The sequence below is a fragment of the Novosphingobium sp. HNCC26DJ243 genome, from assembly GCF_057180545.1.
This window is the reverse complement of record NZ_JBXUGN010000002.1, coordinates 65,655-82,458: the sequence shown is the minus strand read 5'-3', so window position 1 is coordinate 82,458 and position 16,804 is coordinate 65,655. Positions and strand designations below refer to the sequence as shown.

Below are 16,804 nucleotides of genomic sequence, written 5' to 3'. Positions count from 1 at the left end.
AGGCCGCAATGCCAAATGGCACGATCTTTCAACCAACCAGCGGGACTTCCGCCGCGTCTTCGAAGCGCGCGAACAGCGCCGTGGCGAGCCGCGCGGCGACTGCGCCATTGTTCAGGCCGTCATCGTCTTCCCGGGTCTGGGCCTCGGCATGTCCTTCCCACAGCACGCGGCCTGTGGCCTTGTCGCGAATTCGGACATCGAGCCGGGTCGAGACGATCGCCTTGCGCGGCTTGGACAAGTCGACGTTGAGCGCCAGCGCCGAATAATTGCCCCGGTTGGACACGCCCACTTCCATCGCGCCCGATACCGGCTTGCGCTTGGCTTCTTCGGGCACGACGACTGCATGCGCCACGCCGATCTGCGCGATCTGGCCGCCCTCGGCGCCACTCACCGCGGTATCGTAGCCAAGCCTGGCCAGCTGATCGACGACGGCAGCCTCGTAGACCGGCAGCTTCCATTCGGCCTCGGTTCCGGGCGCTGCAGCCACCGTTATCGGGCCCTTGCCGAGCAGGGCAGCGGCGTCGACGGCGCGAAAGGCTTCGACATTCACCTTCTTGGCCGGTTCGACCGCGCGCCGTCCATCGTCACCGCGCATGCGCTGGTTCATCATCGGCCGGTCCCGGTCGCCCCCGGGATAGCCCTGCGCCTGCACTGTTGCTGGAATGGCGGCGACGAGCACGGCAAGGGCAAGTGATTTGCGGTTCATTCGTAATTATCCCGTAAGCGGCAGATGTACGACCTGCGCAAGCGGCTATACCTGCAGCGCTGTCGTGAGCATGAACGCAAGGGGATGAACAGGCCCTGCGCACCAAGGAGCAGAACGTCGATGACCAAGGTTCCCGTACTCGTCACCGGAGGCGCAGGCTATATCGGCAGCCACGCCGTGCTGGCGTTGAAGGACGCGGGATGGCCCGTCTGTGTGATCGACAATCTCGTCACCGGCTTCCGCTTTGCGGTGCCGGAGGGCGTGCCTTTCTACGAAGGCGACATCGAGGATGGGGCGCTTGTCACGCAGATCGTGGCTGAGCAGGGCGTGCGCGCGATCATGCACTTTGCCGGGTCCGTGGTCGTGCCCGAATCGGTCGAGGACCCGCTCAAGTACTATCTCAACAATACCGTCAGGAGCCGCGCCCTGATCGAGGCTGCCGTGAAGGGCGGCGTGCCGCATTTCATCTTTTCGTCCACTGCCGCCACCTACGGCATCCCCGAAGTCTCGCCCGTGGCCGAGGACTGCCCGCAGCGCCCGATCAATCCCTATGGCATGTCCAAGCTGATGACCGAGGCGATGCTCGGAGATGTCGCCCGCGCACACCCGCTCAACTTCTGCGCGCTGCGCTATTTCAATGTCGCAGGCGCCGATCCCGAATGCCGTACCGGCCAATCGACGGCGGGAGCGACGCACCTGATCAAGGTCGCGGTCGAAGCCGCGCTGGGCAAGCGCGAATCGGTCGGCGTGTTCGGCACCGATTTCGCGACGCCAGACGGCACCGGCGTGCGCGATTACATCCACGTGTCCGATCTTGCGGCCGCTCACGTACTGGCGCTCGAAGCACTGACCGAGCAGCCGACCCGTTCGCTCACCATGAACTGCGGCTACGGGCGCGGCTTTTCGGTGCTCGAAGTGCTTGATGCGGTAGATCGCGTCACCAACCGCAAGATCGTCCGCAAGCTCGAAGGCCGCCGCGCCGGCGATCCCGACTCACTGATCTCGGACAATCGCCGGATCAAGGCGACGCTGCCCTGGGAGCCGAAATACGCCGATCTCGACACGATCGTCGCGCACGCGCTGGCGTGGGAGCGCAAGCTGGGGTCGATGCGGGGTAACGCTCAGTAACCGGCGTCGAGCGCCGCGCCTGCCTTGCCGAGCTGCGCCTGGAGTTCGGAATAAGTGATGAAGCTGCCATCGGGCTGGCGGAAAAAGTCGCCCTGCGTCGCTGTCGTCCGCGCGATGCTGGGCCAGTTTTCCATCCGGTCGGTCCCGAAATTGAGGCACAGGAACACTGCACGCTCGTCCAGTTGTCCCACCGAGGTCGAATGCCTGAAGTGCGTCCCGAACACGAGCCCCTTGCCGACGCGGTAGGTCAGCTCGCGCATCTCCTGCCGCGCGGTCTCGTAGGTCATGCCAAGGCCGCTGGCGTTTGGCGTGAGCGGAGCCATCAGCGTAAAGGCGTCGTTGCCTTCGGTAAGCCAGTCGCAATGCATGTCGAGCGCTTCGCAGCGGCTGCGCGTGACGAAGAACCCGGCGTATAGCCGGATCTCGCGGTCGTGCGGCACGAACTGGGCGACCATTTCGGCAAGTCCGAGGCGGCGATAGATGTCGTCGAACCAGTAATATGATGCCTCGTCCGCATGGCTCAGCCAGCAGATGTCGCTGCGCCACTTGCGCGGCCGTTCATTGAAGAGACGCAAACCGCCATCGAGCGTGTAGGTCTGGCCCGCTTCCTCCATCGTGCGCAGCGCCTCGGCGTGCTGCTGAAGGTCGGCGAGAACATCTGCCGCCACGTCGATCTCGAACGTGTTGGGCGTCATCATCGCAGGATTGAAGAACACCGGCGCACCCGGTTTGTGCAGAATGCCTGGAATGATGGGCGCGGACATGCTGTGGCTCCGTGGACTGGAAAGGCGAATCGCACGACCGTCGGCCTATGGCAAGAATCTGCGGCGTCAGGCGCATTTTGGTCTGTCGCCCCGCCCGGTCAGGGTTGACTTGCCCGAACGCCGTCTTTAACGGCCACGCTTCAGTTTTCAGCCCGGTCAGCTTCGGGCAAAGGGATTCGACATGAAGATTCGCAACAGCCTGAAGTCGCTCAAGGACCGTCACCGCGATAACCGCGTGATCCGTCGCCGTGGCCGCGTCTATGTGATCAACAAGACCCAGAAGCGCTTCAAGGCGCGCCAAGGTTAATCAGGCGCGCTGATATTTCGCAAGTTTCGGTGCAGTCTCGCGACGGCGGGGCTGCACCGGAAACACGGCAAGCTTCCGCGTGAAGCATGATGCCCCCGCCGAAACGCGGGGGCGCTGTCGTTTCTAGGCATTGGCGTTTGAGGGGCACGCTTTCGTGATCGAAGCCGTCGTCTGGGACATTGGCCGCGTGCTGGTCGAATGGGACCTCTCGCTGATCTACATCGATGCGATTCCCGATCCGGTCGAGCGTCGGCGATTCGTCACCGAAGTCGTGACCGAGCAATGGCACATGCAGCATGATGCCGGCGTGAGCTTTGCCGAAATGGTCGCCGCACGGCAGGCCGAGTTCCCGCAACATGCCAGCCTGATCGCCCTCTACGCCACGCACTGGCTCGATTGCCTCCCGGGGCCGGTCGCAGGCACGCACGAACTTATCGAGCGGTTGGCGCAGCGCGGGGTGCCGCAATATGCGATCACCAATTTCGGCGTCGAGGCATGGGACTTGTTCCGCCCGACCTTCCCGGTTCTGGACCACCTGCAGGACATTGTCGTTTCCGGCGTGGAGCGGCTGGTCAAGCCCGGCGAGGCGATCTTCGATCTGGCGGCGCGGCGATTTGCCCGCTCTCCCGAGACAATGATGTTCATTGACGACAGCGCCGCGAACATCGCGACCGCGCAGGCGCTGGGGTGGCACACCTTCCATTTCACCGGCGATGCGGCCGCTCTCGACCAGCGGCTGCAGAGCCTGGGATTGCTTTCCGCGGCCTGATCCGGGGAACTGCCCACCTTCGAGAGGCGTAGTGCCACTGACTTATCGGTGGAGCACGTCATGACCAAAGCGATCGCAATCAACTGCACTCTCAAGCCCGACGGCGAATCATCGACCGACGCAATGATCGACGTGCTTGCCAAGGCGTTTGGCAAACACGGCGTCACGATCAGCGAGACCATTCGCATCGCCGCGCATGACGTGAAACCGGGGGTGACCTCGGACGAAGGCGATGGCGACGAATGGCCCGGGATCCGCAAGAAGATACTGGCGGCCGACATTCTGGTTTTCGGCGGGCCGGTCTGGATGGGTCAGATCGGCAGCGTGGCCAAGCGCGTGCTCGAACGCATGGACGCCTTCCTGTCCGAAACCGACGATGCCGGGCGCATGCCCAGCTTCGGCAAGGTCGCGGTAGCTGCCATCGTCGGTAACGAGGACGGAGCGCATTTCTCGACCGCGCAACTCTTCCAGTCGCTCAACGATGTGGGCTGGACGATCCCTGCAACGGGCGCAGTTTACTGGGTCGGGGAGGCTTACGGGAAGATCGACTTCAAGGATCTCGACAAGGTGCCCGACAGCGTGACGGAGGCGGCGGAACTGGTCGCGCGCAACGCTGCGCACCTCGCTGGCCTCTTGAGCGCAAAGCCTTACCCGGCCTGACCGATCCTGACGTGGAGGGCGAACGCAGCTCACCCTCCACGCAGCATCTGCATGGCATCAGAAGCCGTCAATCGCCTTGCTGACGAGGACGTTGACCGCCACTCGGCGATTTTGCGCCTTGCCTTCAGGGGTGAAGTTGTCCGCGACCGGATCGGATTCCGCCATCCCGGTCGGGGTGAGCATGCGGTAGGGCTTCCACCGGCAAGCCTGCTGCAGGTAGTTGATGACGCTGGCGGCACGCTTCTCGCTCAGCGTCTGGTTGTATTCATCGCTGCCCACCGAATCGGTGTAGCCGACGACCAGCATCAGCGCATTGTCCATGCCATCGGCGGTAGATGCAGCCTGACACAGCTCGGCCTTGGCCTGTGGCGAAAGCGCTGCCTTGCCCGTGTCGAAATAGACGTTGGTCGTGCTCTTGATGTTGTAGTTGTCGATGTCGCCCATGCGGCTGCGCAGGCCCTCGGTAGCGGCGGTCTGCTCGGCGAAGCCCTGCGCCGTTCCGTTGCGGATCATGTTGGCGGTCTTGAAGTCGCCGTTGCGGAACGTGATCTGGCTGGCGACCAGCGTGGTCCCGGACTGCATTGTCTTGACTGTGACGGGCAAGCCGTTGAGCAGGTTTGTGAGGTTGAGCTTCTTGCTGCCGAACAGGCCGGTGCTGGCCTTTACGGTGGTGGCATCGTTGATGAAGATCACCGAACTTGTTCCGTCTTCGGCGGTGACTTTCATCTTGTCGCCCTTGCGGGCAGTGATCACGCCCTTGATCTCGGGGCCTTTGACCAGACTGGCCATGTCGGGCAGGACTTCGCCCTCGACGATGATGTTGGGATCGCGCGCAGCTTCCTGCGCAAGCAGGCCGGTCGACGACGATGCGGCGAGGGCTGCGAGGAGCACAAGACTCCCGCGCCCGGAATTGATCAATGACATGGCACACGGCTCCTTGGAAACTTTGACGCTGTCGGTGTTGTAGCGAAACTTGCTGGCCGATGAACGGCGCGCGCCCTCAGGAAATGTGCGGGTTATCCGGGCGAGGTCTGCGACAAACCGATGTGGATGTTTCGGCTGAACGCCCTCAGGACGCGTTGACGGCCGGAAACTGGACCGGCTCATCGCCCTCCTGCCACGGCTTGTGCCGTGCCATGACGGCGGCAAACAGGCCAGATTGCAGATGACCCTCGAGCCAGCGCTGGAGATGCCTTGTAGGCTGCGAATCGAACCATGCAGGATCGACGGCAGCGAACTGCCGGACAAACGGGAAAATCGCGGCATCGGCCAATCCGCGCCTCTCTCCGCACAGGTGCCCGCCGCTTGCCAGCCGCGCATCCAGATTGCGAAGGAACGCAAGACCGCCCTCGCGGTGTTCCTGCGGATCGCTGTGATACCGCTCCGGATACTTGTAGCGATCGAGGGCGTGCTTGAAGGCGGTGTCGTTTTGCGCGACCAGTTCAGGATCGTCGCGGTCCAGCCAGCCCTCGGGGTCGCTGCCGCCGAGCGCCCAGCGCATGATGTCGAGGCTTTCGTCGATCACCGCGCCATCCGGCAGAACCAGCACCGGCACCGTACCCTTGGGCGAGGCGGCGCACATCGCCTGTGGCTTGGCCGAGAGCTTGACCTCCCGCAGCTCGCACGACGCCCCGCTGACAGCCAGTGCCAACCTTGCGCGCATCGCATAAGGGCAGCGGCGGAAGCTGTAGAGGATTGGAAGTCGCACGGCGGTCAGGCGGCGCGCAGGCCGATCAGCGAGATCTGCCGTCCGTAGCCCGGCTCCTTGCGATGCGTTGCGCGGCGGAACGAATAGAACCGGGCCTCTTGCGCATAAGTGTCCTCGCCCAGCATCCCGACCTTGCCAACGCCCGCATCGCGCAGGCGCGAGGCGACATAGCCCTCGAGATCGAACCAGGCATGGCCTTCGGCGCCTGCGCGGAAGAAGCGCTCGTTCTCGGGTGCCTGTTCGAGGAAGCGGGTCTCGAACGCCGCATCTACCTCATAGCTCTTCTGGGCAATGCATGGGCCGACCACGGCTGCGATGTTGGCGCGCGTGGCGCCCAGTGCTTCCATTGCGGCGATCGTTGCGTCAGTGACCCCGGTGAATGCGCCCTTCCACCCCGCATGCGCCGCGCCGACGACGCCTGCATGAGCGTCATGGAACAGCACCGGTGCGCAATCGGCCGTCAGCACGCCAAGGACAATTCCGGGCCGGTCGGTGACCAGCGCGTCAGCCTTGGGGCGGTCGGCATCGTCCCACGGTTGCGTCACCGTCACCACATCGGGCGAATGGATCTGATAGCAAGTCTGCAAATGCCCTTCTGGCAGCACGGCCTCGGTCGCCCGTCTGCGGTTCTCGGCGGTGAGCGCGGGGTCGTCCTCGCTGTAACTGACATTGAGCCCCGCCAGATCGCCGCTGCTGACCCCGCCGCGCCGCCCGAGGAAGCCGTGGGCGGCGCTGGCCAGCAGCGGATGGGTCAGTGCCTCTACGCTCACCCCTCGAGGCTCTTGGTCACCTGCTCGCGCACATCGCGCGACAGCGTCGGTTCGGCGGCGATGCGTTCCAACTCGGCCCGCATCAGCGCGGCGCGGCCTTCGTCCACCTTTTTCCAGCGGCCCAGCGGCGGCACGAAGCGCGCCGCCACGTTGCCGTTGATCGGATCGAGCCTGAGGATCAGGTCGGCGATCAGGCGATAGCCTTCGCCGCCTGCGCGATGGAACGCCTGCGCGTTGACCGCAAACGACATCCACAGCGCGCGCACGCGGTTCGGGTTGGCCAGCGTGAAGTCCGGATGGCGGCTCAGCGCCTTGACGTGTTCGGTGGCGTCGTGGTGCAGCGATCCCGCCTGCAACGAGAACCACTTGTCTATCACCAGCATGTTGCCGTCGAACCGCGCATGGAAATCGGCCAACGCCGCCTCGCGCTGCGGGCAATCGAGGCTGCACAAGACCATGAGCGCCGACTGACGATCGGTCATGTTGGTGGCCGCATCGTATTGCGCCTTGGCGCGCGTGGCGGCTTCTGCCGAATCGGCGGGCGCAAGATAGACCAGCGCTTGCGTCTTCAGCTTGCGAGCGCCCCGGGCCGCGGCATCGAGGCTGTAGGGCACCGCACTGCAACGGTCGTGCAGGGCAAGCCACTTGTCCTTCAGCGTCTGGCCCAGCCAGCGCTTGAGTCCCTCGCGTTCGGCGAAGATGCGGGTGGGGTCAGCGCGGGTCAGCTGTTCGGCGAGATAGGCTTCGCCGGGCAGGATAAGCAGTTCGCCGCGCATCAGGTCATCGAGCGCTGCATCGTCGAGGATCGCGCCCATCGCCGCGCCGATCGCACTGCGCCCGGCCTCGCGTTCGGCCTCGGACATTACGCCGGAAACGGCGGCCACCAGATGGCGCACGATCAGCTGCTGCATCGCCTCGTAGCGGGCGAAGGGATCGTCATCGTGCCGGGCAAGGAACACCAGATCGTCGGCGGTCACGGGAGCGTTGATCTCGACTGGCGCGGAAAACCCGCGGTTGATCGAGAGAACGGGCGCCGTGGCAAAACCATCGAAAGTGAAGGTCTGTTCCGCCTCGCTCAGCACCAGCAATTGCTCGCCGTGATGCTTGCCCGTGTCGCGGTCGAACAGGGCGGTGCGCAAGGGGATGACCATCGGCTGCTTGACCGGCTGGCCGGGGGTGGGCGCCATGGTCTGGGACAGGGTCAGGGTGACCTTGCCCCCCTCATGACCCATGGTTACCCCCACCTTGGGAGTGCCTGCCTGCTCGTACCAGCGGCGGAACTGCTTCAGGTCGATTTCCGCACCGTCTTCGATTGCCTTGACGAAGTCTTCGCAGGTCGCCGCCTCACCATCGTGCCGGTCGAAGTAGAGCGTGGTGCCCTTGAGGAACCGCTCCATGCCGGTCAGGACGGTCATCATGCGGATAACCTCGGCCCCCTTGTTATAGACCGTGGCGGTATAGAAGTTGCTGATTTCCTGATAGGAATCCGGGCGGATCGGATGCGAAAGCGGACCTGAATCCTCGGGGAACTGCGCGGCGCGCAGGATGCGCACATCCTCGATACGCTTGACCGGGGCAGAGCCGCGATCGGCGCTGAACTGCTGGTCGCGCAGCACGGTGAAGCCTTCCTTCAGGGAAAGCTGGAACCAGTCGCGGCAGGTGACGCGGTTGCCCGACCAGTTGTGGAAATACTCGTGTGCGACAACGCCTTCGACCGCGTCGTAATCGCCATCGGTCGCAGTTTCGGGATCGGCCAGGATATACCGCGTATTGAAGACGTTGAGGCCCTTGTTCTCCATCGCGCCCGCGTTGAAATCGCTGACCGCTACGATGTTGAAATCATCAAGATCGTACTCGCGGCCATAGACGTCCTCGTCCCACTTCATCGACGCGATGAGCGAGCGCATGGCATGGGCGGTGCGCTCCTCGTCGCCCTCGCGGACATAGATGGCAAGATTGACGCGGCGGCCGGACATGGTCGTGAAGCTGTCACGCGCGGCAACGAGATCGCCCGCAACCAGCGCGAAGAGGTAGGACGGCTTGGGCCAGGGATCGTGCCACTCCGCCCAGTGCGTGCCGTCCGCTCCTTCGCCCGAGGCCACCGGGTTGCCGTTGGACAGGAGGACCGGGAAGGCCGCCTTGTCGCCGGTCATGCGTACCGAATAGACCGAGAGCACGTCGGGACGGTCGGGGAAGAAGGTGATGCGGCGGAAGCCTTCGGCTTCGCACTGGGTGCAGAGCAGGTCGTTCGAGGCGTAGAGCCCGGAAAGCTGTGTATTGGCGGTGGGATCTACCAGCGTCTCGATGCCGATATCGTGCGCATCGCCGGGCAGCGTGATGACCAGGTCCGCGCCATCCATGTGCCAATCGTTATGCGGGTGTCCGTCGACGCTGACAGCCTTGGCTTCGAGCCCGTCGCCATTGAGGCGGAACTCTGCGCTGCCTTCGCCCGCCGGATTCCTGCGCACCTTGAGCGTGGACTGCACCCGCGTCGCATCGAGCGAGAGCGCGAAGTCGAGCGCGATCTGGGGCACCAGCCATTCGGGCGGGCGATAGTCCGCGCGGTGAATCACGGGCGGCGGAGCGAATGGTGCGCTGGAGAGATCGTTCATGAAAACGAACTTAGGAACCCGTGGCGATTGCGGCAATCGCGGTTATGGTTCTTTCGATGAACTACATGCTGATTTTCGGAACGGGCTATACCTCGCAAGTGCTGGCGGCGCGGCTGCGAGGCATGGGCTGGCAGGTCCACGGGACGGGTAGCGCAGGCGACATCGCCTTCGCCGATGGCGCTGCAGTGCGGGCAGCGCTTGGGCGGGCGACCCATGTCCTGTCCTCGGTTCCACCTGCCAGAGCCGGGGGTGATCCGGTGCTGGAGACTTATGGGGCAGATATTGCTGCATGCGACGCGCATTGGATCGGTTACCTGTCTTCGACCGGGGTCTATGGCGATGCCGGCGGGGCGTGGGTCGATGAAAGCGCTCCTGTCGGGCAGGGGCGCCGCACCGCGCGGGCCGAGGCGGATATTGCATGGCAGGCACTGGGTGCGCGGGTGCGGGTCTTCAGGCTGCCCGGCATCTATGGGCCGGGGCGCAGCGCGCTGGAACGCGTGGCCGAAGGACGCGCGCATCGCATCGATCTGCCCGATCAGGTGTTCAGCAGGATCCACGTTTCGGACATCGCGAGCGGGGTGATCGCCTCGTTCTCAGGGCCTGCGGGAGCCTACAATCTGGCCGACAACCTGCCGTGCAGCCAGAACACGGTGATTGAAGAGGCGGCGCGTCTGCTAGGACAGGAGCCGCCGCCGATGCAATCGCTGGAGCAGGTTAAACTGTCGCCCATGGCGCTGGCGTTCTATGCCGAAAACCGCCGCGTGGCCAATGGCCGCGCGCGGCGGCTGCTGGGATGGAGGCCGGCTTTTCCGACCTATCGCGAGGGATTGCGCGCCCTGAGCGCAAGCGTGAGCCCGACCATGGCGAGTGCCGCACCGGTTCCGGCCAGCAAGGACCAGCGATAGCCCTCGAACAGGGTCGAGAGAACCATGGCGATCACGGGCACGAGCACGCCGTTGTAGGCGCCGCGCCCGGCACCCAGCCGCTGCAGAAGACGGAAGTAGAGCGGAAAGGTTACGACCGATCCTATCAGCGCGAGATAGAGAAGCCCGAAGAGATAGCCCGGACGCGTTTCGAACTGAGGTGGGCCTTCGACGACAAAGGCAAAGACCGCGTCCATCAGTGCGCCCATGGCCATCGACCATGCTAGCAGGGGGACCATCGGCTGGCGGCGGGCGGCCGGGCTCGCCTGCAGGACATTGGCGCTCGACGCGCTCAGCAGGGCCGCAGCGGTCAGGGCGATTCCTGTCAGGACCTGACCTTCGGGAGGGGCGATGCGGTATTCATGCAGCAGCAGCAGCGCGATGCCCGCGCCTGCTACGGCCGATCCGCCGAGAAAGCCGCGCGAGACGGGCTGCCGCAGAAAGATCCACGCAAGCAAGGCATTGGGCACCAGCAGCAGGGCAAAGAGTACCGCAACGATCCCTGAAGTGAGGTGCTGCTCGGCGCGATAGACCAGCTGGAAGTTCATCACGAATTGGGCGAGCCCGAGCAGCGCGGCCATGCGCAGTCCGGCAGCGTCGATCCGAAGCGATTCACGGCGAATGACGGCCAGCAGGCCCATGCCCACCGCGGCGATCATGAAGCGCCAGGTCACCGACCAGCTCGGTGGAACCGTGCCGACCTGGTCCTTGATCACCAGCCAGGTCGATCCCCAGATCATTGCGACGATGAAGAACGGCCCGGCGATGTCCCATTGCCAGAAGCGCGCGTGGCCTGGAACTTCCGGCACGGGCTGATCGCTCACAGTGCCGCAATCGCGCGGGCCAGTGCCGCCACATGTGCGGGTTCGCTGTTCCAGGACGTGACCAGCCGGGCCGCGCCCGAAGCGCTGTGGGGAGCGGTCCAATCGTAGAAGTCGAAGCCCTGCGCGCGCAAGGCGGCCTGTTCCTGCGGCGAAAGGATCACGAAAATCTCGTTTGCCTCGACCGGGTGGAATACGCGCGCGCCGCAGGCCTCGGCGATTTCCTGTGCGGCGGCATTGGCCGCACGGGCATTGTCGAGCCACAGGTCGTGCTTGAGCATCGCCAGGATCTGGGCGGCAAGGTAGCGACCCTTGGATTGCAGATGGCCTGCGCGCTTGCGGCGGTAACGCGCCACATCGGCCAGTTCCATGTCGAAGAACACCAGGGCTTCGGCGTTCATCCCCCCGTTCTTGACGCACCCGAAGGTAAGGGCATCGACGCCTGCCTGCGCGGTGATCTCCGCGGGGTGGCAGCCGAGATGCGCCACCGCATTGGCAAAGCGCGCGCCGTCCATGTGCAGGCCAAGGCCCCGCCCTTGCGCGAGCGATCCGATCGCGGCGACCTCGTCGGGGGCATAGACCCGGCCATATTCGGTTGCCTGCGTGATCGAGATGGCGTGCGGCTGGACCTGATGGACGTCGTTGCGGACCGGGTCGATCACTGCGCGAATCGCGTCGGGCGTCAGCTTCGCGCCATCGCCATCGGCCAGCATGAGCTTGGCACCGTGGGTGTAGAATCCGGGCGCGCCGCCTTCATCCATCTCGATGTGCGCCTCACGATGGCAGACCACGCCGCCATGCGGAGGCGCCATCGCGGCCAGCGCTAGGCAATTGGCAGCCGTGCCGGTGGCGACCCACAGCGCGACGCATTCTGTGCCGAACAGACCCGAGAACGCCTCGTCCATGGCTTGCGAAAGCGCGTCGCCGTCGTAGCCTGAATCCGGGCTGTCGGCAGCGTGCATCGCCTCCCACACCTTGGGATGGACCGTGGCGGCATTGTCGGAGAAAAATTTCATCGGAAACTGCAATGTCGTCCGGCGCGTTGCGGGTCAAGCAAGGAGCACAGGGCATGGCAGACAGTACAGGCGTCAGCATCACGCACTTCGATCAGGGCGCGCGGGGCGAATTTCATGCAAAAGTAGAGGGCAGCGAGGCGATCGGGCGCCTGACCTACCGGCGCGACGGCGATGTCGTCACCGCGGACCACACGCTGGTGCCCCCCGAGATCGGTGGACGTGGCGTGGCCGCCGAGCTGGTCAAGGCCCTGGTCGAGGACGCGCGCAAGTACGGTTTCAAGATCGTGCCGCAGTGCAGTTACGTCGAGGTCGCGTTCCGCAGGCACCCGGAATGGGCCGACCTGCGGGCTTGATCGGGAAGGTCAGGGTGTTGCGACAAGCGGAAGGCGCAACACCGAATCGAAGCCATTCTCGGACCATGCGATTTCAAAGGTGCCGCCACGAGCCTTGCAGATGCGCTGGATCAGCGAAAGCCCCTGACCCCCTGTGCGAGACGTAGCGGTCACTTTGGCGTCGGAGCGTTCGCTCCAGTGAATCACATGCCAGTCGGGCTCGGTCGTGGCGGTCAGGTCAATCTGTCCGCCACGGTCGATCGCGCCGTGCTTCGTCGAATTGACGGTGAGTTCGCCAATCACGAGCGCAATGACATCGGCCTGTTCGCGCGTGATCTCGTGGCTTTGCTGGCATTCCAGGTTGACGATCTTGCGGGCACCGTCGCGAAACGGGGTGACGAGCGTTTCGAGCAGGTCATGCAGATCGGTGGCCTGCTGGGTGTCTTCGAACAGGGTCTGTGCGCGAGCGAGCGCGGAAATGCGATCCACCATATCCGCGGCAAAGGCCGTGTTGGCTTCGTCGCCGCGCGCGATCGAATTGAGCATCGAGCACACGATCGTGAAGCTGTTTTTGAGCCGATGGCGCATTTCGGCCATGACGATGCGCTGTGCCTCACGGTCTGCGTGCTGCTGGCTGACATCGCGCGAGATCGAGATGAAACCGGCGGCTACGCCATCGGAAGTCGTGACCGGCGAAACGCTTACCTCCCACCAGCGCGGCGTGCCTTTGGCGGTCGGGCAGAAAGCCTCTACCCGTGCAATTTCGCCTCCTGCCGCCTCGGCCAGCGCAGACTTAATCAGGCCGCGCGATTCCTCGGGCCAGAGCGACACCCATTCGCGTTCGCGAAATTCGTGGAAATCGTCGATTTCCATGGCGCAGCGGCCGTTGCGGTTCATCCAGAGCAAACGACCATCCGGATCGACCAGCTTCACGCAATCGGCGCTTTGTTCGAGTACGAGGGAAAGACTTTCAGGGGAAAGCGCGGCAGATGAAAGCATCGGAGAATACCCGCGGAAGAATATGGGCAATAAAACCTCTGCCCACGCAAAGTTCCATATATCGAAAGTTAGGTATTCGGCCGCAGCAGTTCTTTCTGCACGATTACGCCGACGTAGGGAAATGGTGCTGCTGGGGAGGATTGAACTCCCGACCTCAGCCTTACCAAGGATGCGCTCTACCACTGAGCTACAGCAGCACACCATTTCCGCTGCCTCCCCCGGTAGGGTGGGCAGGGGCGGGCTAATGGCTGCGGGGGCGGGCTTTGTCAAGCAGGGGTTGCAGGACCGGCGTGGCGCGCGCAGATATGCGGGCGATGGCCCATGCAAACGCCCAAACCACCCGCGAAGAACGGCTAGCCGCGAGCCTTCGCGAAAACCTCAAGCGGCGCAAGGCACAGGCCCGTGCGATGGAAAGCGCAGATGCCCCGACGGCAAATTCCGCTGATTCGCCGGAAACCGGCCTTTCCAAGTCGGAAGGGTGACGCTAGGGGCCGCGTGATCCTTATCAACTGTCACAGGATGCCCAGATGCCCCGCCTGATCCTGATCCGTCACGGCCAGTCGCAGTGGAACCTCGAGAACCGCTTCACCGGATGGTGGGACGTGGACGTGACCGAGAGGGGCGCTGCCGAGGCCTTTGCTGCCGGTCAGCTGCTCAAGGACAAGGGCGTCCTGCCGACCCTCGCTTTCACTTCGCTGCAGACCCGCGCGATCAAGACGCTGCATCTCGCGCTGGAAGCGATGGGCCGCCTGTGGGTAGCCGAAGACAAGGATTGGCGCCTTAACGAGCGTCACTATGGTGGCCTTACCGGTCTCGACAAGGCCGAGACTGCGGCCAAGCACGGCGACGATCAGGTCAAGGTGTGGCGTCGCAGCTTCGACGTGCCGCCCCCGCCGCTGGAAGTGGGCAGCGAGTTCGATCTGTCGTCGGACCCGCGCTATGCCGGGATTGCGGTGCCCGCCACCGAAAGCCTCAAGGATACGATCGCACGCGTCCTTCCCTGCTGGGAAGAGAAGATCGCGCCCGCGCTCAAGGCGGGTGAAACGGTGATCGTCTCGGCACACGGGAATTCGCTGCGCGCACTGGTCAAGCACCTGTCGGGCATCTCGGACGAGGACATCACCGGGCTGGAGATCCCGACCGGGCAGCCCATCATTTACGAACTCGACGACAATCTCGCCGAGATCGAGCGCTACTACCTGTCGGAGCGCTGACAGCGCCAATCAAACGCAAGGGGCGGGGATGACGGACAAGCCAGCAGTTGCCATCGTCATGGGCAGCCAGTCCGACTGGGAGACGATGAAGAATGCGGCCGCCGTGCTGGAAAAGCTCGGCGTGGCGCACGATTGCCGCATCGTTTCGGCGCATCGCACGCCCGACCGACTGGTCAGCTTTGCCAAGGGCGCGCATTTCGAAGGCTTCAAGGTAGTTATCGCGGGCGCAGGCGGCGCGGCGCACTTGCCGGGCATGGTCGCTTCGATGACGCACCTGCCGGTGCTGGGCGTTCCGGTCGAATCGAAGGCCTTGAAGGGCATGGATTCGCTGCTGTCCATCGTCCAGATGCCGGGCGGCATTCCCGTGGCGACGCTGGCCATCGGCATCCCGGGCGCGACCAATGCGGGCATTCTTGCTGCATCGATCCTTGCAACGTCGGACGCGGCGCTCGCCGAAAGGCTGATCGCCTTCCGCACGGCGCAGACCGATTCGGTGGCGGAGCGGCCATCCTGACATGATCCCACCGGGCGAAACGATCGGCATCCTGGGCGGTGGCCAGCTTGGCCGGATGATCGCGCTGGCGGCGGCCAACCTCGGCTATCGCTGCCATGTCTATGCGCCCGAATCCGATCCGATCGCAGCCGACGTCTGTGCCGCGTTCACGCAAGGCACGTTCGATGACGAAGCGGCGCTCGGGGCATTTGCCGCGCAATGCGCCGTGGTGACTTACGAATTCGAGAATGTCGCCGCAGGTCCGCTCGGCGCGATTGCGCCCCATGCGCGCCTCCATCCGCCAGCGCGCGCACTGGAAGTGGCGCAGGACCGGGTCAGCGAGAAGTCTTTCGTCGAGTCGTTGGGCGGGCGGCCCGCACCTTGGGCGCAGGTCGATTCGGCGGGCGACCTCAAGGCAGCCGTTGCGAGCATCGGCGCTCCCGGCATCCTCAAGACCCGGCGCGACGGCTATGACGGCAAGGGCCAGTGGCGGATAATGCAGCCCGTCGACGTCGAGGCGATCGTCCTTCCGGACGTGCCGCTGATCTACGAAGGCTTCGTGACCTTCGCAGCGGAATTCTCGGTGATTCTCGTGCGTACCGCTGCAGGCGAGGTGCGCTTCTGGGATTCGGCGGAAAACGTCCACAAGAACGGGATTCTCGATCGGTCGACCGTCCCGGCCTCGCAGGTCATTCTCGATCAGATGGAAGCGGCCCGCGCGCTGGCGGCGCAAGTTGCCCACGCGCTGGAATATGTCGGCGTGCTCACGCTCGAATTCTTCGCGACGGCGCAAGGCCCGGTGTTCAACGAGATGGCACCGCGCGTGCACAATTCGGGGCACTGGACGATCGAGGGTGCGCTCACCAGCCAGTTCGAGAACCATGTGCGCGCGATTTGCGGGTTGCCGCTGGGATCGACAGACCTCGCCGCCCGGGGTGTGGTGATGGATAACCTGATCGGCGACGATGCGCACGATTGGCCTGCCATCCTTTCGGACCCGGCCAATCACCTGCACCTCTATGGCAAGGCAGCGGTCAGGCCGGGACGCAAGATGGGCCACGTTACGCGGCTGGTGCTGTGAGCGCAGCGCAAGTCAGGAAGGGCCTGTTCCTGATCTATGCGCGCGCCGAAAATGGCGTGATCGGGCGGGACAATGCCCTGCCCTGGCGGCTTCCTGCCGATCTCAGGCGCTTCAAGGCGCTGACCATGGGAAAGCCGATGATCATGGGCCGCAAAACTTTCGAGAGCTTTCCCGCGCCCTTGCCCGGCCGACGCCATATCGTCCTCACACGCGATGCGGCATGGCAATCCGATGAGGCAGAGGCAGTTCCCTCGGTCGAGGAAGCGCTGGCGCTTGCTGGCGAGGGCGAGGTGGCCGTTGTCGGTGGAGCGGAAATCTACCGCCTGTTCCTGCCGCTGGCCGAGCGCGTGGAACTGACCGAAATCCACGGCGATTTTGACGGTGACACGGTCATGGCGCCGTTGGACGATCAGTGGGTGGAGCAGGCGCGCGAGGAGCACCCCGCGAGCGATGGCCGCCCAGCCCATGCCTTCGTAACCCTGATCCGGCGCGGGAGCTGAG

20 protein-coding genes and 1 tRNA gene are annotated in these 16,804 nt (G+C 64.4%); 11 read left to right on the top strand and 10 right to left on the bottom strand.

All coding sequences use genetic code 11. The features are described 5' to 3' along the window. Positions 1 to 28: 28 nt before the first annotated feature. Positions 29 to 706: a DUF4136 domain-containing protein gene (locus tag AC2A04_RS07900; protein ID WP_484211779.1), complete on the bottom strand. Its 678-nt coding sequence runs from the start codon at positions 704 to 706 to the stop codon at positions 29 to 31. Positions 707 to 826: 120 nt separating this feature from the next. On the opposite strand from AC2A04_RS07900, the gene galE reads away from it, so the two are divergent. Then, positions 827 to 1,834: a UDP-glucose 4-epimerase GalE gene (gene galE, locus AC2A04_RS07895; RefSeq protein WP_484211778.1), complete on the top strand. Its 1,008-nt coding sequence runs from the start codon at positions 827 to 829 to the stop codon at positions 1,832 to 1,834. Here galE and AC2A04_RS07890 read toward each other — a convergent pair. Continuing rightward, positions 1,828 to 2,598, bottom strand: coding sequence for a hypothetical protein (locus tag AC2A04_RS07890; protein WP_484211777.1), 771 nt, complete (start codon positions 2,596 to 2,598; stop codon positions 1,828 to 1,830). The two genes, galE and AC2A04_RS07890, sit on opposite strands and share 7 nt — an antisense overlap. 181 nt (positions 2,599 to 2,779) lie before the next feature. Between AC2A04_RS07890 and ykgO the strand changes: the two genes are divergently transcribed. The 3 genes from ykgO to AC2A04_RS07875 all read left to right on the top strand — a co-directional run bounded on the left by ykgO (position 2,780) and on the right by AC2A04_RS07875 (position 4,334). Next, positions 2,780 to 2,905, top strand: a complete 126-nt coding sequence (gene ykgO / locus AC2A04_RS07885; RefSeq protein WP_011446910.1) for a type B 50S ribosomal protein L36 — start codon at positions 2,780 to 2,782, stop codon at positions 2,903 to 2,905. Positions 2,906 to 3,059: 154 nt separating this feature from the next. Continuing rightward, positions 3,060 to 3,674, top strand: a complete 615-nt coding sequence (locus AC2A04_RS07880) for an HAD-IA family hydrolase (RefSeq protein WP_484211776.1) — start codon at positions 3,060 to 3,062, stop codon at positions 3,672 to 3,674. A 60-nt stretch (positions 3,675 to 3,734) separates the two neighbouring features. Beyond that, complete coding sequence (locus AC2A04_RS07875) at positions 3,735 to 4,334, top strand: flavodoxin family protein (protein WP_484211775.1); 600 nt, start codon at positions 3,735 to 3,737, stop codon at positions 4,332 to 4,334. Positions 4,335 to 4,391: 57 nt separating this feature from the next. Here AC2A04_RS07875 and AC2A04_RS07870 read toward each other — a convergent pair whose 3' ends face one another. The 4 genes from AC2A04_RS07870 to pepN form a co-directional block, all read right to left on the bottom strand. Further along, positions 4,392 to 5,258, bottom strand: coding sequence for an OmpA family protein (locus AC2A04_RS07870; protein ID WP_484211774.1), 867 nt, complete (start codon positions 5,256 to 5,258; stop codon positions 4,392 to 4,394). Between the two features lie 145 nt (positions 5,259 to 5,403). Further along, positions 5,404 to 6,042 carry a glutathione S-transferase gene (locus tag AC2A04_RS07865; RefSeq protein ID WP_484211773.1) on the bottom strand — a complete coding sequence of 213 codons (639 nt, stop codon included), beginning with the start codon at positions 6,040 to 6,042 and terminating at the stop codon, positions 5,404 to 5,406. A 5-nt stretch (positions 6,043 to 6,047) separates the two neighbouring features. Further along, a complete protein-coding gene (gene pgeF / locus AC2A04_RS07860) occupies positions 6,048 to 6,812 on the bottom strand; it encodes a peptidoglycan editing factor PgeF (protein ID WP_484211772.1) in 765 nt (254 codons plus the stop codon). Continuing rightward, complete coding sequence (gene pepN, locus AC2A04_RS07855) at positions 6,809 to 9,424, bottom strand: aminopeptidase N (protein ID WP_484211771.1); 2,616 nt, start codon at positions 9,422 to 9,424, stop codon at positions 6,809 to 6,811. The genes pgeF and pepN overlap by 4 nt, the downstream gene beginning before the upstream one ends. A 56-nt stretch (positions 9,425 to 9,480) precedes the next feature. Here pepN and AC2A04_RS07850 point away from each other — a divergent pair, with 56 nt between their 5' ends. Beyond that, positions 9,481 to 10,329, top strand: coding sequence for a Rossmann-fold NAD(P)-binding domain-containing protein (locus AC2A04_RS07850; protein WP_484212236.1), 849 nt, complete (start codon positions 9,481 to 9,483; stop codon positions 10,327 to 10,329). On the opposite strand, the gene AC2A04_RS07845 is transcribed toward AC2A04_RS07850, so the two are convergent. After that, the gene (locus AC2A04_RS07845) at positions 10,239 to 11,087 is read right to left on the bottom strand and encodes a DMT family transporter (protein ID WP_484212235.1); all 849 of its coding nucleotides are present in this window, start codon (positions 11,085 to 11,087) and stop codon (positions 10,239 to 10,241) included. The two genes, AC2A04_RS07850 and AC2A04_RS07845, sit on opposite strands and share 91 nt — an antisense overlap. Before the next feature lie 80 nt (positions 11,088 to 11,167). After that, on the bottom strand, positions 11,168 to 12,184 hold the full coding sequence (locus tag AC2A04_RS07840) for a threonine aldolase family protein (RefSeq protein WP_484211770.1): 1,017 nt from the start codon (positions 12,182 to 12,184) through the stop codon (positions 11,168 to 11,170). Between the two features lie 53 nt (positions 12,185 to 12,237). Here AC2A04_RS07840 and AC2A04_RS07835 point away from each other — a divergent pair, with 53 nt between their 5' ends. Beyond that, positions 12,238 to 12,537 (top strand): GNAT family N-acetyltransferase, encoded by a 300-nt coding sequence (locus AC2A04_RS07835; protein ID WP_484211769.1) that lies wholly within the window; start codon positions 12,238 to 12,240, stop codon positions 12,535 to 12,537. 9 nt (positions 12,538 to 12,546) lie between these two features. Here AC2A04_RS07835 and AC2A04_RS07830 read toward each other — a convergent pair whose 3' ends face one another. Together AC2A04_RS07830 and AC2A04_RS07825 are read right to left on the bottom strand one after the other, a co-directional pair. Next, complete coding sequence (locus AC2A04_RS07830) at positions 12,547 to 13,515, bottom strand: sensor histidine kinase (protein WP_484211768.1); 969 nt, start codon at positions 13,513 to 13,515, stop codon at positions 12,547 to 12,549. A gap of 122 nt (positions 13,516 to 13,637) precedes the next feature. Beyond that, positions 13,638 to 13,712, bottom strand: a tRNA-Thr gene (locus tag AC2A04_RS07825). A gap of 117 nt (positions 13,713 to 13,829) precedes the next feature. Here AC2A04_RS07825 and AC2A04_RS07820 point away from each other — a divergent pair. From AC2A04_RS07820 to AC2A04_RS07800, 5 genes are read left to right on the top strand one after another with little or no spacing between them, the layout of a single operon-like run. Then, positions 13,830 to 13,997, top strand: a complete 168-nt coding sequence (locus AC2A04_RS07820) for a hypothetical protein (protein ID WP_484211767.1) — start codon at positions 13,830 to 13,832, stop codon at positions 13,995 to 13,997. A 45-nt stretch (positions 13,998 to 14,042) separates the two neighbouring features. Further along, a complete protein-coding gene (gene gpmA / locus AC2A04_RS07815) occupies positions 14,043 to 14,729 on the top strand; it encodes a 2,3-diphosphoglycerate-dependent phosphoglycerate mutase (RefSeq protein WP_484211766.1) in 687 nt (228 codons plus the stop codon). Positions 14,730 to 14,757: 28 nt separating this feature from the next. After that, on the top strand, positions 14,758 to 15,243 hold the full coding sequence (gene purE / locus AC2A04_RS07810) for a 5-(carboxyamino)imidazole ribonucleotide mutase (RefSeq protein WP_484211765.1): 486 nt from the start codon (positions 14,758 to 14,760) through the stop codon (positions 15,241 to 15,243). Position 15,244: 1 nt separating this feature from the next. Then, entirely contained in the window at positions 15,245 to 16,303 is a 1,059-nt protein-coding gene (locus AC2A04_RS07805) for a 5-(carboxyamino)imidazole ribonucleotide synthase (RefSeq protein WP_484211764.1), read from the top strand. Then, a complete protein-coding gene (locus AC2A04_RS07800) occupies positions 16,300 to 16,803 on the top strand; it encodes a dihydrofolate reductase (RefSeq protein WP_484211763.1) in 504 nt (167 codons plus the stop codon). Before AC2A04_RS07805 ends, AC2A04_RS07800 begins: the two co-directional genes overlap by 4 nt. Position 16,804: the final 1 nt, after the last annotated feature.

Excerpts from the sequence above, each read along its gene's own strand:
- AC2A04_RS07900 (WP_484211779.1), bottom strand. The coding sequence starts at position 706 with ATGAACCGCAAATCACTTGCCCTTGCCGTGCTCGTCGCCGCCATTCCA.
- galE (WP_484211778.1), top strand. The coding sequence starts at position 827 with ATGACCAAGGTTCCCGTACTCGTCACCGGAGGCGCAGGCTATATCGGC.
- AC2A04_RS07890 (WP_484211777.1), bottom strand. The coding sequence starts at position 2,598 with ATGTCCGCGCCCATCATTCCAGGCATTCTGCACAAACCGGGTGCGCCG.
- ykgO (WP_011446910.1), top strand. The coding sequence starts at position 2,780 with ATGAAGATTCGCAACAGCCTGAAGTCGCTCAAGGACCGTCACCGCGAT.
- AC2A04_RS07875 (WP_484211775.1), top strand. The coding sequence starts at position 3,735 with ATGACCAAAGCGATCGCAATCAACTGCACTCTCAAGCCCGACGGCGAA.
- AC2A04_RS07870 (WP_484211774.1), bottom strand. The coding sequence starts at position 5,258 with ATGTCATTGATCAATTCCGGGCGCGGGAGTCTTGTGCTCCTCGCAGCC.
- pepN (WP_484211771.1), bottom strand. The coding sequence starts at position 9,424 with ATGAACGATCTCTCCAGCGCACCATTCGCTCCGCCGCCCGTGATTCAC.
- AC2A04_RS07850 (WP_484212236.1), top strand. The coding sequence starts at position 9,481 with ATGAACTACATGCTGATTTTCGGAACGGGCTATACCTCGCAAGTGCTG.
- AC2A04_RS07845 (WP_484212235.1), bottom strand. The coding sequence starts at position 11,087 with ATGATCTGGGGATCGACCTGGCTGGTGATCAAGGACCAGGTCGGCACG.
- AC2A04_RS07840 (WP_484211770.1), bottom strand. The coding sequence starts at position 12,184 with ATGAAATTTTTCTCCGACAATGCCGCCACGGTCCATCCCAAGGTGTGG.
- AC2A04_RS07835 (WP_484211769.1), top strand. The coding sequence starts at position 12,238 with ATGGCAGACAGTACAGGCGTCAGCATCACGCACTTCGATCAGGGCGCG.
- AC2A04_RS07830 (WP_484211768.1), bottom strand. The coding sequence starts at position 13,515 with ATGCTTTCATCTGCCGCGCTTTCCCCTGAAAGTCTTTCCCTCGTACTC.
- AC2A04_RS07820 (WP_484211767.1), top strand. The coding sequence starts at position 13,830 with ATGGCCCATGCAAACGCCCAAACCACCCGCGAAGAACGGCTAGCCGCG.
- gpmA (WP_484211766.1), top strand. The coding sequence starts at position 14,043 with ATGCCCCGCCTGATCCTGATCCGTCACGGCCAGTCGCAGTGGAACCTC.
- purE (WP_484211765.1), top strand. The coding sequence starts at position 14,758 with ATGACGGACAAGCCAGCAGTTGCCATCGTCATGGGCAGCCAGTCCGAC.
- AC2A04_RS07805 (WP_484211764.1), top strand. The coding sequence starts at position 15,245 with ATGATCCCACCGGGCGAAACGATCGGCATCCTGGGCGGTGGCCAGCTT.